12 protein-coding genes and 5 pseudogenes are annotated in these 15,291 nt (G+C 65.8%); 12 read left to right on the top strand and 5 right to left on the bottom strand.

From position 1 onward, the window contains the following. Positions 1-162: 162 nt before the first annotated feature. The gene (locus ACIPEK_RS13465; RefSeq protein WP_401994671.1) at positions 163-870 is read left to right on the top strand and encodes a DUF4328 domain-containing protein; all 708 of its coding nucleotides are present in this window, start codon (positions 163-165) and stop codon (positions 868-870) included. A gap of 135 nt (positions 871-1,005) precedes the next feature. Next, complete coding sequence (locus tag ACIPEK_RS13460) at positions 1,006-1,587, top strand: hypothetical protein (protein ID WP_401994668.1); 582 nt, start codon at positions 1,006-1,008, stop codon at positions 1,585-1,587. 47 nt (positions 1,588-1,634) lie between these two features. Here the strand turns inward: ACIPEK_RS13460 and ACIPEK_RS13455 are convergent, their stop codons facing one another. Continuing rightward, positions 1,635-1,940: a hypothetical protein gene (locus tag ACIPEK_RS13455; protein ID WP_401994665.1), complete on the bottom strand. Its 306-nt coding sequence runs from the start codon at positions 1,938-1,940 to the stop codon at positions 1,635-1,637. A 278-nt stretch (positions 1,941-2,218) separates the two neighbouring features. Between ACIPEK_RS13455 and ACIPEK_RS13450 the strand changes: the two genes are divergently transcribed. The 3 genes and pseudogenes from ACIPEK_RS13450 to ACIPEK_RS13440 all read left to right on the top strand — a co-directional run. Then, positions 2,219-3,925, top strand: coding sequence for a sensor histidine kinase (locus ACIPEK_RS13450; RefSeq protein WP_401994662.1), 1,707 nt, complete (start codon positions 2,219-2,221; stop codon positions 3,923-3,925). Between the two features lie 74 nt (positions 3,926-3,999). Further along, entirely contained in the window at positions 4,000-4,653 is a 654-nt protein-coding gene (locus ACIPEK_RS13445; RefSeq protein WP_401994659.1) for a response regulator, read from the top strand. A gap of 195 nt (positions 4,654-4,848) precedes the next feature. Beyond that, a pseudogene (locus ACIPEK_RS13440) lies at positions 4,849-5,031 on the top strand (IS1380 family transposase); the annotation flags it as partial. A 17-nt stretch (positions 5,032-5,048) separates the two neighbouring features. On the opposite strand, the gene ACIPEK_RS13435 reads toward ACIPEK_RS13440, so the two are convergent. Continuing rightward, positions 5,049-5,399, bottom strand: coding sequence for a hypothetical protein (locus ACIPEK_RS13435; RefSeq protein WP_401994728.1), 351 nt, complete (start codon positions 5,397-5,399; stop codon positions 5,049-5,051). A 305-nt stretch (positions 5,400-5,704) separates the two neighbouring features. Here ACIPEK_RS13435 and ACIPEK_RS13430 point away from each other — a divergent pair, with 305 nt between their 5' ends. From ACIPEK_RS13430 to ACIPEK_RS13405, 6 genes and pseudogenes are all read left to right on the top strand, one after another. Further along, a complete protein-coding gene (locus tag ACIPEK_RS13430; protein ID WP_401994656.1) occupies positions 5,705-7,408 on the top strand; it encodes an amidohydrolase in 1,704 nt (567 codons plus the stop codon). 31 nt (positions 7,409-7,439) lie between these two features. After that, positions 7,440-8,228: a response regulator transcription factor gene (locus ACIPEK_RS13425; protein ID WP_401994653.1), complete on the top strand. Its 789-nt coding sequence runs from the start codon at positions 7,440-7,442 to the stop codon at positions 8,226-8,228. 648 nt (positions 8,229-8,876) lie between these two features. Next, a pseudogene (locus tag ACIPEK_RS13420) lies at positions 8,877-9,118 on the top strand (transposase); the annotation flags it as partial. Between the two features lie 356 nt (positions 9,119-9,474). Continuing rightward, positions 9,475-10,599 (top strand): hypothetical protein, encoded by a 1,125-nt coding sequence (locus ACIPEK_RS13415; protein ID WP_401994650.1) that lies wholly within the window; start codon positions 9,475-9,477, stop codon positions 10,597-10,599. Between the two features lie 6 nt (positions 10,600-10,605). Then, positions 10,606-12,342 carry an Hsp70 family protein gene (locus ACIPEK_RS13410; protein ID WP_401994647.1) on the top strand — a complete coding sequence of 579 codons (1,737 nt, stop codon included), beginning with the start codon at positions 10,606-10,608 and terminating at the stop codon, positions 12,340-12,342. A 15-nt stretch (positions 12,343-12,357) separates the two neighbouring features. Continuing rightward, positions 12,358-13,080 (top strand): hypothetical protein, encoded by a 723-nt coding sequence (locus tag ACIPEK_RS13405; protein ID WP_401994644.1) that lies wholly within the window; start codon positions 12,358-12,360, stop codon positions 13,078-13,080. Between the two features lie 144 nt (positions 13,081-13,224). Here the strand turns inward: ACIPEK_RS13405 and ACIPEK_RS13400 are convergent. From ACIPEK_RS13400 to ACIPEK_RS13390, 3 pseudogenes are all read right to left on the bottom strand, one after another. Then, positions 13,225-13,817, bottom strand: a pseudogene (locus ACIPEK_RS13400) (hypothetical protein). A 15-nt stretch (positions 13,818-13,832) separates the two neighbouring features. Then, positions 13,833-14,449, bottom strand: a pseudogene (locus tag ACIPEK_RS13395) (methyltransferase domain-containing protein). Beyond that, a pseudogene (locus tag ACIPEK_RS13390) lies at positions 14,450-14,762 on the bottom strand (aminoglycoside phosphotransferase family protein); the annotation flags it as partial. It abuts the pseudogene before it with no gap. 233 nt (positions 14,763-14,995) lie between these two features. On the opposite strand from ACIPEK_RS13390, the gene ACIPEK_RS13385 reads away from it, so the two are divergent. After that, positions 14,996-15,259 (top strand): hypothetical protein, encoded by a 264-nt coding sequence (locus ACIPEK_RS13385; RefSeq protein ID WP_401994641.1) that lies wholly within the window; start codon positions 14,996-14,998, stop codon positions 15,257-15,259. Positions 15,260-15,291: the final 32 nt, after the last annotated feature.

Here is a 15,291-nt window from a genome sequence, read left to right as displayed (position 1 = left end):
ATGGTCAGCAGGCTGACCGCGAGCCCGAGCCAAATCGGGCAATACCTCCGCCCGAAACCGCCCGCGGCAGCATGAAACGGTACCGAACACCCTCTCAGACCGCCGGTCACCGCGGACGGACACTGTCTTCTCTGTGCCGGACCGGCCGGGGCGGGGGCCCCGGTGCCGCCGGTCCCGGCCTTCGTCGCTCCGCAGCAGTACCTGCGCTCGCCGGACGGGCTCGCCAAAGCCGTCGTCATTCTGCTGGCCGTCGTCGCCGTGGCCGACCTGCTCGCCGTGGCCGCCGGGCTGAACACCCGCAGCCTGCTCGCGAACGGTCTGGAGAACGACTTCGCGACCTACGACGACGCGGAGGCGACCCTGGCGGACAATCTGTACGGGTCCGCCGGTGTGCTGCAGGCCGTGACGACCCTGGCCACCGCCGTCGTCTTCATCATCTGGTTCCGGCGGGTGCGGATGAACGCCGAGGTGTTCGACCCGAGCACGCAGCCGATGTCGCCCGGCTGGGCGGTCGGCGCCTGGTTCGTCCCGGTTGCCAACCTGGTGCTGCCGCGCCGGATCGCGGGTGGCATCTGGACCGCGAGTGCCCAGACCAACACCGACGGCAGCTGGCGCACGGTCCCGGCCACCACGATGAATCGGTGGTGGGGGGCGTGGGTCTGCTCGCTGGCCTTCTCCTGGGTCACGTCCCGGCAGTACATGAGGGCGGAGGAGACGCAGGAGATCATCGACGCGGTGGGGCTGGTGATGGTGTCCGACGCCCTCGACATCGTGGCCGCGGTGTTCGCGATCCTTTTCGTACGCAAGCTGACCCGGATGCAGGGGGAGCGGGCGGCCCTCGGCGTGTATCCGCTGGGCGTCCAGGGGTAGCGGGACGCGCCCGCTGAGCGATGCTATTCGGCCTCACCGGTGACGCTTTTGAGTCATCCGGCGCTGAACGCGGTAACTGGAAGTGCCCCGTCCCCGTGCACGCACGCACGGGGACACGGCCGACGGGAGACGCCGATGAGCCTGCTGGAACTGATCGCCGCCGCCGACGAGCGGGGGCTGGCCGCGAGCGCGGTCGCCTGCCTCGACCGCTGCCTGCCGCAGCCCGCCGACGGGGCCGATCCGGATCCACTGCGCCCGCTCCGGGCGGGATGCGCGGACGGCTCCGTGTGGCCGGACCGCCTCGCGGAGGTCCGCGCGGCGCTGGATGCCGTGGCCGATACGGAGGGGGCGGCGCCACAGATCCGGAAGCTGCTGGGCGAGGCACCCGTGGACCGGGCGGCGCCGGAGCTGCGGGAGTGGGCGGATGCCTGTTCGCTTGCCGCGCTGGAGATCCACCGGCGGTTCGACATGCCCGGCGGTGACACGACCACTCACGATACGGACCTGCTGCGGCGCTGCCGTACGGGCGGCCCGGAGGGCGGCGGCCCACTGGTCACCGGTGAACTGCGCCGTCAGATCCAGATCCTGGAAACCCTCGCGGAGGCCACGGACACGGTGGGCAGTGGTGCCGCCCTGCGCCGGGTGCTCGACCTGTCGACCGAGGGCCGCCGGGTGCTGCGCGCGGCGGTGTCGCGCCAGGCCCGCGGCCGGGCCTGACCCGAGGGGCTCCGGTCCGTGTGTGAAGGAGGCAGGCGGCCCGAGTGCTACGGGGCCAGGGTCAGCCCGATCCGGATCCCGGTGGGTGAACCGAGCGCCGACACCCCGTAGAACAGGCCGGTGTCGGGCTTGATACCCGAGGTGCTGGTGTTGTCGATCTGCAGGATCGTGCCGTTGCCGGCGTCCTCGCCGTCCTCGCCGTCCTCGCCGTCCTCGCCGTCCGCGATGTCCGCCCGTGCGTAGCCGGAGAGGTCCGTCAGCGACACGGACGAGCCGAGCCGGTCGTCGAACACGCGGCCGCGACCTGGCGGAAGACCTTCGGCCATCACCCGCTGTTCGCGTTCGTCGACCACGGCCGGGCGGGGTCCGGCGAGCCCGTCGGTGCTCTGCTGCGGCCGGGGTCTTGTGGGTGGCCGACGGATGCCGGGCCGCCGCGCCAGGTTGGACTTTCGTCGTTGGCCGTCGCGACCAATGGCCGGCGCGGAGCGGGTTGAGAGGGTCCTAACGTAGCCGGGTGACTTGTGTGGAATCTACGGCCCTTGAAGCATCGGCTCGCCAGGCACTGGCGGCGAGGCTGCGTTCGGCGACCCCGCGGCTGGCCGCTTTGGGCAGGGCTCTCTTGGCTCCCGGAATGTGGTCTCCCTGGCGCATCGTGGGCGAATCGCTGCTGAGCGTAGCGTTCGGGTTGCTGGGAGCAGGTCTCGCGGCCCTGGACAACGGCGGCACCGTACGGATCGCTGCCGCCGGGCTGGCGATCGCAGCGCTGTCACTTTTGCGCCGGACGCTGCCCGCGACCGTGCTGCTGGTGACCGCCGTCGGCTCTGTCCTGTTCGGCGGTCTCGCTCCGTTGGTCCTTGTCGCCGCCTGGTCGGCGGGGCGGCGGATCGACGGGGTCGGCAAGGCCGTCGGCACCTTCGCCCTCGCATACGTGCTCAACCTCGGTCTGGCAGTCGTGCAGGCGCTGCCTCACCTCTCACTGCCCGGCTTGGTCTTCGGCGTCCTGTGGCCGCTGGTCGCGATCATCGTTCCCGGCCTGGCCGGCCGCTACCGGTCGCAGCACCATACGCTGACCGACACGCTCCGGGAGTACGAGGCCCAGCAGCAACGCGAGCGCGCGATGATTGCCGGACAGGCCCGGGCGCGGGAGCGTCAGCGCATTGCGCAGGACATGCACGACAGCCTCGGCCATCAGCTGGTGCTCATCTCGGTGCACGCGGGCGCGCTGGAGGTGGACCGCGAGCTGACCGGACGGCAGCGGGAGGCAGTGGGGGTGCTGCGCGAGGCGTCGGTGGCCGCGATGCATGAACTGCGCGAGGTGGTACAGGTGATGCGGGACGGCACGGAGGCCCCCCACCAGGACCGCACCACCCCAGGCGTCGCGGCTGCGGCGGCGGAGGACACCACGGCGCTGTCGCGCGGGGTGGCGGGCATCGAGGGCCTGGTAGGAACGTCCCGGAGCGCGGGCGCGGCCGTGGAGCTGCGGCACTCCGGCGAGCCGTGCCCGCTCCCCTCGACCGCCGATCACGCGGCGTACCGCATCGTTCAGGAGGGCCTGACCAACGCCCACAAGCACGCCCCGGGTGCCCCGATCACCGTCGAGCTGCGGTATGAGCCGGACTCGCTGGTCGTGGAGGTCGCCAACGGACCCGCGACCGGGACGACGGACCACGGCCGGGGCGTGGTGAGCGGCGGCCAGGGGCTGACCGGGCTCGGTGAGCGGACCCGGCTCATCGGGGGCCTGGCGCACGCGGGCCCGACGGCGGACGGCGGCTTCCGGCTGGCGGGCGTGCTGCCGTACACATCGCCGGAAGGCGGTGTCCCGAGCCCCGAGCCCGGCAACGTGACAACGACGTTCGTTGATCCAACGAACACCTTTTGGCAGCAGCCCCCGGGGGACTCCTTGGACGAGGGTGGTCCCGTCATGAACGGGAACGGTCTGAAGGAGCTGGCCAAGGCAATGAGCAGGAAGAACGGAAGCGGCATAGCCATCGGCTGCGGGATGGCGGTACTGATTTCTCTGCTGCTGGTGATCGCCGCCGTCGGCGTCGGGGGATACGTCCTCCTGAACAAGGTGGAAGAGGCCAGGATCGAGCCGAAGCAGTACGACGCGGTGAAGGTGGGCCAGTCCGAGGCAGAGATCCGCAAGCAGTTACCCAAGGAGAACTCCTTCGTGAACGACGGCCTGGAAGTGGGTGCGCCGCCCGTGCCCAAGGGCGCGAAGTGCCTCAGCCTGCCTTCCACGGAGTCCAGCAACGATCCGAATACGGAGCCGGTCTTCCGGTTCTGCTTCAAGGACGGCAAGTTGACCGAGAAGAAGTCCTTCGAGGTGAGGAACTGAGAAGTAGCGGGCGCTCGATCAGGGATGATGGCGAGTGACCGCAGGTAGACACTCAAGGACCGCGCAGGAGAGTCATGATCAGGGTTCTCGTCACGGACGACGAGCCGCTCATCCGGGCAGGCGTCAGGATGATTCTCTCCTCCGCCGACGACATCGAAGTCGTCGCCGAGGCGGGGAACGGCCGTGAGGCGGTCGAACTGGCCCAGACCTGCCGCGTGGACGTCGTGCTGCTCGACATCCAGATGCCGGTCATGGACGGACTGACGGCCCTGGCCGAGCTGCACCGGACCGTGCCTGACACGCGGGTGCTGATCCTGACAACCTTCGGGGAACAGCAGAACGTACTGCGCGCCCTGACCGGGGGCAGCGTGGGCTTTCTGCTCAAGGACTCGGCGCCCGCGGAACTCATGCGCGCGGTCCGGGCTGCCGCGGCCGGAGACGCGTACCTGTCGCCGGGTGCCACCCGCCGTGTCGTGGACTCGTTGGCGTCCAGCCAGAGCGCCCACCGTGCCGAGCGGGCCCGCCGCCGGCTGGACGCGCTGACCAACCGTGAGCTGGAGGTCCTGGCGCTGCTGGGTGAGGGCCTGTCGAACGCGGACGCCGGTCAGCGGATCCATATGAGCGAGGCCACGGTCAAATCGTACGTGAGCCGGATCCTGACCAAGCTGGACTGCGAGAACCGAGTGCAGGCCGCACTGCTGGCACGAGACGCCGACCTGGGAACCTGACCACACCACTCGATGACGTTGATGAACAGCCCACTGCGGGTGGATCTCAACGGACAGGTCCGGGCCTCATTCAGCTCGCGCTTTCATGAGCCTGCTCGTCCATGCCTTGATCAAATAAGTAGAGAGTGCTTCTGACCTGCAACGATGGGAATTGTCTAGGGTCCTGTTGGCTGCACGGAAAGAAGCACTCTCCAGGTGAGCAAGCGTATCGGGTTGTATCCGCGTGTCCGCGTCGAGGGCGGTGGCGGCGGAGTGCTCTCGCAGGCCGGGGCGGTACTGCTGGTCGAGACGGTCCGTAAGTCCGGCCTGGACACCGCGATATCGGCGGCAATGGCGCCGTGGCGCAAGCCGCGGACCGTGCACGACCCGGGCAACGTGCCCATGACCAGGGGTGGTCATGGGCGCGGCTTCCCGGGCGACGGGGCGTTTCGGGCTGGTCCTACGCGGTCGAGCGCCTGTTCCGTTCGCGCCCGTACGGAGAGGACCATGCGCCCGTCGTCCCGAAGCAGCGCATCCGGGCCGGCGAACCAGCGGATGCCCGGGGGCTCCTGGGAGACCGGGTACTCCGGGAATGCCAGTTGTGTGCAGTGCTCCTCCAGCAGCGCGAGATTCTCCTCGTCGGGCTCGCCCAGGAAGTCGCAGAGCCCTTCTGGGCTTTGCAGGGGCTCCGACAGGACGATCTCGATGAAGGCCGGCGAAAGCCGGTTCAACCAGAAGTCCCATGTCTCGGCATGCTTGTCGGCCAAGTCGGTTCGGATGACCACGGGAGGGTCGGGGTGGCCCAGGCATGTTGCGCATCGTTGGTCCCTGCTGCGTCAGGCCACGCTGCTTGCGGGCCCGGTGTGCCCGCCCGGGTCACCCACGGCGAACCGCGATTCGCCCCATGCCCTCCCGAAGCCCGACACGGTCCCGAGCACGAGGCGTCAGCCTGCCGCTGCGAGAGCGCGTATCGGTGGGATGACCGATGTGCGGGGGGTGGGGGCGTGGCCATAGTCCTCGGGAGATCGTTCGCGGGTGGCCGTGGTGCGCCCGATTTTCGAAAGGACCTTCTGTGGACACGTATGCGGATCTGGTGTTTCTCGGCGGGCGGGTGGTCACGGTCGATGCGGAGTTCTCCGTCGCCTCGGCCCTGGCGGTGACCGGTGGGATCATCAGTGCCGTCGGTGGGCGGGACGACGTCGCGCCGCTCGTCGGACCCGGCACCCGCGTCGTCGACCTGCGAGGGGCGACGCTGCTTCCCGGTATCAACGATTCCCATCTGCACGGATGCGCCTTCGGCATGGCGACGCCGCCGCTCTCCCTCGACCTCGGCCATCCCGCCGTGTCCTCCCTCACGGACGTGGCCGAGGCGGTACGGGAGGCCGTCGGGCGGGTTCCGGGCGGGCAGTGGATCACGGGGCACGGCTGGGACACCGGTTACCTCGACGAGTGCGTCTTTGATCCGTCTCGGCTGCCCTCGCGGCGCGACCTCGACGCCGTGAGCCCGGACCACCCCGTCGTCCTTTACTCCTTCTCCGGGCACGCCACCTGGGTCAACTCCAAGGCACTGGAGCTCATCGGGGTAGACCGGGACACTGTCGCGCCGCCCGGCGGGGCCATCGTCGTGGACGAAGACGGGGAGCCGACCGGGCTGCTCCACGAGGGGGCCCAGGCCCTGATCCAGAACGCGCTGCCGCCGCTCAGCCGGCAGGAGCGGACCGACGCGATCAGGTCGAACCTCGCCACACTCGCCCGGCTCGGCATCACCAGCTACACCGAGCCCGGACTCGGCCCCGGCGGCGACGGCATCATGCGGGGCGCGCTCGGTGCGGAAACCCTCGACGTCTACCGCCGGCTGCTGGCCGACGGCGAACTGACCGCCCGCCTCGGCGTCCTGCTCCTGCCCACCGGTATGGCCGGCACCGCCGAGGAGTTCGCCCGCACCCTCACCGCGCTCGGCAAGCCCGGCGACGCCGATCCGCGCCGCCTCGCGATCCTCGGGGTCAAGATCTTCGCCGACGGCATCGTCCCCAACAAGACGTCCTGGATGCACGAGCCGTACGTGGGCGGCGGCTGCGGCTCCCTCTGCGTCGGCGGCGAGACCGACGCCGAGCGGACCGCCGAGATCGATGCCATGATCCGGCATGCCCACGCCGCCGGGCACCAGCTGGGCGTCCACGTCACCGGCGACCGGGCCTGCGACACCGTCGCGGACGCCTTCGCCGCGGCCATGGCCGAGCACCCGCGGCCCGACGCCCGCCACTACGTCATCCACGGCGACTTCCTCACCGCGCACAGCATGAAGGTGCTGGCCGCGCACGGCTTCGGCGTCAACATGAACCCCACCATCAAGTGGACCGTCGCCGACATGGAGGAGGAGTTCGTCGGCGCCGAGCGGGCCGCGTACGCATGGCCCTACCGCGATGCCATCGACGCAGGCGTGCGGGTCGCGAGCGGGTCCGACGCCCCCGTCACGTCCCCGGACTGGCGCCAGGGCGTCGCCACCATGATGCTGCGCGAGTCGAAGGCCGCCGGCCGGGTCAGCGGCCCCGAGCAGCGCATCGGCCTGGCCGAGGCGATCCGTACGTACACGATCGACGCGGCCTGGCAGGACTTCGCCGACGACTGGAAGGGCTCCCTGGAACCGGGCAAGGCCGCCGACCTCTGCGTGCTCGACGGGGACCTGCTCACCGCCGACCCCCACGACATCCCGGAGATGCCCGTCGTCCTCACCGTCGTGGACGGGCAGGTCGTGCACGACACGCTTCGCGATTGACGTATTCCGGGCACATGATCATCCTTGGGGGATGGCAGCGGAGCGGAGCAGGGCGGACATCCTGGACGCGGCCGTCCACGTCCGTGAGGCCGCCAGGAGCGCCACGAGCGGCGCGAGCGGCGTCGACACGGTCCTGGCGGCGCTGTCGGAGGTGATGGAGTACGACCACGCCTCCCTGGCCCGGTGGGATCCGCTGCGCCGGCGCCACACCACCCTGGCCGGGAGCTACCCGGACGACGCCACGGCCTACATCGAGACCCGCCTCCACCACGACCCGGTGTTCCCCGTGCTCCGCAGCCCGGCCCGAGGCGGTCTCTGGCTCAGGGACGTCCCCGGGCAGCTCCTGGCGGCATCCCCGGGCTTCCAGGAGGTGCTGTGTCCCCTCGGCATCGAGGACGGCGTGGCCCAGTGCCTTTTCGCCGCCGACGGCCGGTACGTCGGCATGCTGAACGTCAGCACCCGCCGGCCGCGGCGCACGCCCGATCCGGCGCGCGCCGTGGTCACCCTGCTCACCGAGGCCCTCGCCGCGGCCGTCGCCCCCCACGCAGGCCCGCCGCCCGAGACCCTCGCCGCGGCCGACCCCGCCGCGGACGTGCGGCACCCAACCGCGCGGCGGCCTGGCGGACTCTCGCCACGGGAGCTCCAGGTGCTGGCCGAACTGACCGCCGGCCGCACCAACCGGGAGATCGCCGAGCGGCTGTACATCGCGCCGCGCACCGTAGGAACCCACATCGAGCACATCCTCGCCAAGCTCGACCTCCCCAACCGTGCGGCCGCCGCCGCCCGAGCCGCCGCCTGGGGGATCGAACCCTCCCGCTGACGCGACGGTCTGCGGCGGGACCAGCCGCGACCGGGGCAACGGGAAGGCCGAGGACGCCGCCTTCGAACGGCTGGAGGCGGCCGCGGGCGGTGAGTCGGCGGCGGTGACGGTCTGCTGCGACGGGCTCCTCGGACGGCCGTCACCGGGTAGGAGGGGCATCCTCCGGGAACGGCGCCGGGCGGGATCCCGGACCGGCCGAACACAGAGAACCGAGGGGGAACGAGGACGACCGGGGCCGCCACCCCTGGCCCGGAGGAGTCTTAGGTGGCGTCTGACCAGGTGTTTTGTAGTCCTGGCGGACGTTGTCGATTGCCGCCTGGATCGGTCCCCATCTGCGTGTTTCTGGCTGTTCCTGGCCGCTGTTGGCCACGCGTTGGCCACAGCGTCCAACCGTCGAGTCGGCCCTTGAGGGTTGTCGAGCCAGCGATTGACAGCTCGCCGGTGGGGCAGCCTGCGTGGAGGCCAAGGAATACGTGATGCAGACGGCGACGTGGTGGAGTTCCGCTTCGACACATGAACTCCACCGCGTCGCTGATGTGGTGGAGTTCAGTTCAAGAGTGCAGATGGCTGATGGGGCCGGAACGAGTTGGCCCGGCCCCATCAGCCATACCGTTGGACCTTCAGCCCTGGTGTGTATATCTCTCTGAAAAGGTCTGGCTAGAGATCGTCCAGAGCCTCTCTACCTGCTGGCCTTGATGCCCATGCTCGCCCTGACCGGCAAGACACGTCTATGGGAACCCCGTCGTCTCTGATTCCGCCTGTTCTCCGCGGCCGCCCAGCTCGTCACCACGGGCCGACGTCGCATCCTCCGCCTCGCCCGCCGCTGGCCCTGGACCGGGGAGATCGCAGACGCCCTCGCACGGCTCGCACTTCTGCCGAACTTCGGCTGACCAGCAGCCTCCCTACCCCTTCGAGCAGCACCACTCCCACCCGGAGCAGTGGAGCTCGGCGCCGACCCGACGCGACACTCAGGCCGCCGACCTGCCCGGAAGCAGCCGCCGAAAGCGAAACGGTCCACCGACTCAGTCGCGGACAGTCGAGAAAGATCGAGGCATCTGCGAACCGGTGGGCAGCGTAGTAGCGGTTTTGGCCATCTAGCTGAAGATCTACACGAAAACCAAGACACCTGGAACAGCGCACTTCTAGAATCACACATCACGGGGCGAGAGGAAGTAGTGCGTTGCTGTCGGCTGGCATGTTTCGAGGTATCACGGATCTGAGTGGGCGCCTGCTCGAGGTCTACAAAATGAAGCGGGATGGCACCTACTTCGATCAACAACAGTTTGCACATCTCTTGCGGGAGAATGAGGCGGCAGCTGCTGAGGTCAGAAATGCCGAACGCGAAGAGCGTGCCGCGGCCATTCGGGCAGAAGAAGCGAGCCGCAGTAATCGGTATGAGGTGGATCGGGACTGGCGGCAAGCGCAGATCAGTATTCAGGTTAAAACGGCCCAGGACAAGATCGATCGAGATATCGAAAACTCACCCTTCTCTTGCACTGCTCAGGAACTTCGGGAATGGGTTTGCGAGGCAACTAATGACGGGTCACGTCCAGCACTCCTAATTGCTCCATTCTTTCACGATGAACTTAACAGAGAAGGGAACGACGACGGCCCTCATGCTTTCAGGGTAGCCATTCGTCGGGCATGGGTGAACTCTCAGTGGGCAGCCGATGTTGGTTCTATGGATGGCACGATGAAGAGGCCATTGAGACAGACTGATCTCGATGTTGCGCTCCTCCAAAGAGCTCTTAGCGACCTGCCAGTAATTCTTGTATATGGAGATGTTCAAGCAGGTAGGAGAGTGTGGCCTAGTCTTACGGCTTGGAATATAGTGGATTCCAGTAACCAGTCTATTCAAGTAAACTTTCCTCCCTTGGCGCTTCCACTGAATAGTGTGAACGAGGAGATTCAGCGAGCAAACCGACTCGCTTTTGAGGACGAGCTTGGATATTCAACAGCTCTCACCATTGGCCTACTGGGTGAGTGGTTCCACCTGGCTAATTACGGTAGGTCGCCCTATATTCATAGGACGCTTCCGGAAAATATGGGACTGGAACGACGAGCTATGGCACTCGGCTTGATTTCTGCCTACGAGGTTGCGATTCAGAGAAGGAGGGTCGAAGGAGTCACTGGACGTATCGAACAAGCAGTCTTGTGCAGGGACGCTCAATTCGTGGATGAGTCTAGAAATTTCGCTCTCAACGCATTGAATATCTGTGAAAACTCCAACACCTGGGTCATTGACACATCCAAAGCTCGACTTCTCCTTGATGTCTTAACGGAAGTAGGCGATCCGTCGCAAGTGGCCAGGGCATCCAGACTCCTTGAGGCGATTGCTTACCGGTCAACTATGCGATCTTTGGGGTGGTGACGTCTCGTGAAAAAGCAGAAGGTCGCAGTTGCGGTGGACTTCGGCACACATGGCACTGGGTATGCATGGACGATCATTGATGAGGTTAGGGATGGGAGCCAGCGTCGGGAAATTCACCCGAGGATGCACTGGCCTTCGCATCCAATTCCATACCCGAAGAATCTAACTGCACTGCTGTTTGACGAGAGTGGCGATTTGCAGGCTTGGGGTTATGATGCCCGCCGACGTTTCAACTCGCGATCTGCGGGTGACAAAAATCGCTACGTGAGCGCTTTCAAGATGTCTCTAGCCCCGATGACTGAGGGGGCATCGGATAAGCCGGAACTCCCATCCGAGTCGATTTCTCCGGATGACGCAAAGAGGCTGGTTACTCTATATCTTGAGAAGATTTACGAAGAAGTAATCGGCGAGGTTAAAAGGAGCGGATTTTCGGAAGATGAAATCCGTTGGTGCGTCACGGCTCCCGCTATTTGGGGTGACTATGAGAAGCAATTGATGCGCGAAGCAGCCGAAGCCGCTGGTTTGCCGAGCGAGTCTAAGCGTCTATTGCTGGCTTACGAGCCTGAAGTGGCAGCCCATTATGCGCGGGTCTCTGGGGTGCGTACAGTAAAACTTACGGGAAAGCGCGCTAGTCTCTTGTCTCCGGGATCGCGATTCGTGGTCGCGGATTGCGGAGGCGGGACCGTCGACATCACTGCTTATCGGGCAATATCGGGCGACAGCTTGGAGGAGATCGGTCGTGAGTGTGGAGGGAAATTTGGTTCCGAGTACATCAACCGGGCATTCGTTGAGAATATCCTCATGCCACGCTTTGGGTCCTTTGAAGCGTTTGAGCGGATCAGGGAACGGCAACCCACGGTAATTGTTGATCTGATCGATGAATGGGAAAGGGCAAAACTTCACTTCGCCGTAGGGCAGATTGAAGAGATAAATATTCAGATCCCTTTGGCGCTCGATCGCTGCCTCGATGAAGATGCTCGCGCTGCTCTGTCGAAAATCCAGGAAGGATTCACAGACGCCATTGTTGTATCCCCTGATGAAGCTTGTCAGGCATTCGAGGTCGTTGTTCCAGGTGTTCTCGGTTTGGTTGACAAGCAGCTGGAAGAGATGAAACGTCAGAGACGGAACGCACCTGGCAAGGAGCTAGTCGTGCTCGTCGGAGGTTTCGGTAATTCCCCGTACCTTCGGCGCCGGCTCGAGGAACATCTGGACGGGCGCGCAGACGTAATTGTGCCGCCTGATCCTCAGGTAGCTGTTCTTTACGGAGCTGTCTATTTCGCCTGTAATCCACAAGTTCGGGCGCGGCGAGCTCGTCTTACGTACGGATGTAACACAAGCAATACGTTTCGTCCGCAACTTGATCCGGAAAAGTCCAGATTTACTGGTCCTGACGGAATAGATAGATGTAAGGACCGATTCTGCATTTTCGTTACTGCAGGACAGACGGTAAGGGTGGACGAGGTAGTGGAGCACTCACTATCGCCCGTCTGGGGCACACAGGAAGAAATTCAGATTGACGTATATGGCACGCTCAGCAGCTATCCACAGTATGTCACGGAAAGGAATTGCCAGAAGATCGGGAGTGTTACTGTCGACCTATCTAGTGTAATGCACCTTGCTCATGGGAAACGGGGCGTCAGTGTGATGATGCAGTTTGGGGAAACGGAGATTAAGGTAACTGCTACGGTCAAAGAGACTGGAGAGACGGTGCAGGCTGAATTGGACTTTGTTCCGCTGTCCTGAAGGGATGGAAATTCTGTGGCTGATGCTGCTGAGATCGAAGTTGACGAAGCTATCTCGGGTAGTGAAATAGAGCAGTCTGGAGCGGATGAGCCTGATGAGGTGATCGAGCGAGGCATTTCGGAACTTGAAAGCGAGGTAGGCTCGCTTCGAGAGGCACTTCAGGAAGTGCGAGGAGAGTTAGCCAAGCTCCGGGCTTCGGTGGCGGATTTGGATGTCCGAGTTGATGGCATTCAATCGCAGTGGACGCGTCACCGGGACGACCTTGATGATCTTCAATCTGAGGGGCACCGTATCCTGGCTGAGAAATACGTGGGATTTGTCGAGCAAGTGTTATTCGGGTTGGCGCGACGGGCTTTGGCTCTGACTCCTCAAGAGGATTTTGGGGAATCCCTTTCTCGCGCAGTCCAGAGGCTCTGTCTTGAGATTTTTGGCCGAGTGCAGCCTAGTGAGGCTCGAATTCGGCGTATCGTGAAAGCTAAGTCGAGTGATGCCTTGGCTGCACACGTGAATAATGCCTTCAGGCAAGGCATTGCTTTGCTGAGTGAAGTCAATTCAATGAAAGATAGGCCATTTTGGGACTTTGAGTTCCTTGAGGGTGAGCCGATGAATGCTGAACGCCAGCGGGTGTGGGGAAAGTCTGACCCCGAGGCGCCAGTGCTCTACGTTGTTTCGCCGGCATATGTCGCCGGTGGAGTTAGATATTGCTTGCAACGAGTCGTCACAGCGCAGGTCCCGTAGGGGGAGGGGCCGAAGGGGGCGCCTGAGCTGCATAGCGCTGGGATGCCGGGGATCGCGCTGGGATGACCCCCTCCAGAACCCCGTTTCTGCAGGTGGCAGCTCTGCACTACGCCCTGATGCTCTGGAAGCTCCGGTTTGTGCTGATCAAGAGGTTGTTGCAGGGGTACAACAGGGCGCCGATGGCCGCGCCTTCCGCGCCCACTCACGTACATCCGCGAGATGGCTCGGCTGGAGGCCCACGTGTGGGTTGGGCAGTACCAGCAGCCTCGGTCGGCCCAGGGCCGTGCGTTCGGCAGCCCAGGTGTGGTTGAGAGCGGTTACTGATTTCGGCGTTTCGGGGTCTGTAAGTCGTCATCGACCGAAGCGACAGGAGTTGAGCCGAGCCAGGGACCAACCTGGACGCGTTTCCAGAGTTATCCGTTGGGGTGGCTGGTGGTGATCTGGGGCCGAGGCAGATCGAGGTAGGGGAAGTCGGGCATGCCCAGAAGCGGCCCAGTGATCGTGACGGCGTCGTTGCGCCAGCTGGTGCACCACGCGGGGTTGACGAACCCGCTGGCCAGGAGGCTAGTAAGCAGAGGGCCGTGGTCGGGGTCGAGCCAGATGGCGACGGGGTTGTCAGGGTGCCGGCCGGTTGGCAGGACGGTGTGGCGGACGTGGGTGGGCGGGGTGCTGCCGTCGGCGGCCGGGAACGGTATGAGGACGCCGTCGATGTCCAGGAGTAGGTAGGGCAGGGGCATGGGTGCCTCCGGCGGTCAGGGTTTGCGGGCGGTGGTCAGGAGGGTGGTGGGCCACGGGTCACTGCGCGGGTGCCGCAGCTCTAGCGCCGCAGTGATGCGCAGGCCCGCCTGGGAGAGGTGAGCTCTCCAGCGACGGGCATCGAACTCCCATCGGGTGAGGGGCAGTCGGGTGCGGTGACGTAGTCCTCGCGCGGACGGTCGTCCGTGGATGGATGTCTTCCGGCCCGGGCCGGGTGAGGGACGGAGAAGGCCAGGGCACCGCCCGGTTTCAGGCGTTGGGAAATGGCGGCGAGGAGGAACTCGGGGGCGATGAGGCCGACGGCGCCGAAGACGGAGTAGATCGGGTCGAAGGTCTGGCTGGTGGCCTGCAGGTGGTGCAGTGCGTGGCCGGCGGCGAACGTGGCGACGCGGGCCTGGTGGTGCTTCGCGAGGTGGGCCACGTTGTGGCCAGGGCCGCAGCCCAGCTCCAGGACGCGCTTGCCGCACAGATCCCGTCCCAAAATCTCAGCGCCGGGTCCGGCGCCCGCGTGGGTGCTCCATTCCATCCGGGCCGGTGCGGTGAGGGCGTGCGCGGGGGCAGCGGCTGTGCGCTGGGTCGCGTGGGTGTACCAGGGGGAGACCTGGGCGAGCACCTAGACCTCCAGGAGTTGGACCACGTCGTTCAGGTGACGGCGGACGACGGGGATGTACGCGGGATCCTTGGCCGGGTCGTCGATCCAGCGGATGGCCTGCTCCATGAACCACTCCACGGCCCACATGCGATGCCAGCCCAGGGCCCATGCCTCGGCGGCCAGGCCGCCGCGGGAGGCAAGGGCGTCAACCTGCGGTGACGTACTGCTCCAGGAGCACCCGCAGTCGGAAGGGGCTCGGCACGTCGGTGGTGCCGTGGTACGAGGCGAGGTCGAGGAGGTGCCAGGCGTTCTCCCCGATGTGGACGACGCCTGGGCAACGCAAAAAGGCTCACTGTTCGGTTCCGAGAGCTCCGAGGGATCTGTGTTGCAGGCCAGAGGAGGGCGGCGCTGCCGAGCTGATAGCCGGGTAGGTCTCGGGGGAGGGGCTTCGAGGGGCCGGGGCGAGGGCGAACTCCGGGGTGATGCCCAGGCGGTGTGCCCAGGGCTGGTCGCGGTGACGGAGGTAGGCATCGCGAAGCCTGTGCTGGATGCTGGGTTGGCTTCGTCGTGGCGCTCGCGGCATTCGCGCCGCAGGGCCTGGGAGTGCTCGTCCAGGTCGTCCTCGTCCAGGGCAGTGCGGGCCGAGCGGTCCTCGGCGCGCAGGCCGGGTGTCTGTGCGGCGATCTCTCCGTCGGCCTGGAACAGCTCATCGCATGCGGCGTAGAGCCGACCGGACATGGGGTAAGCGATGAGCACAACATGCCGGTGGAGGACGAACCACGCCACGTACGCGACGACCTCCACGCCTTCACCAACCGTTGCGACGCCTAAAGGCAGCCGGGGCCGGCCACTTTCATAGCGGC

Origin of the sequence: Streptomyces sp. NPDC088246 (assembly GCF_044741025.1) — a bacterium.
Taxonomy (GTDB): domain Bacteria; phylum Actinomycetota; class Actinomycetes; order Streptomycetales; family Streptomycetaceae; genus Streptomyces.
Note: the sequence above shows the minus strand (reverse complement) of the source record. Positions and strands in the feature narration are given on the sequence as shown.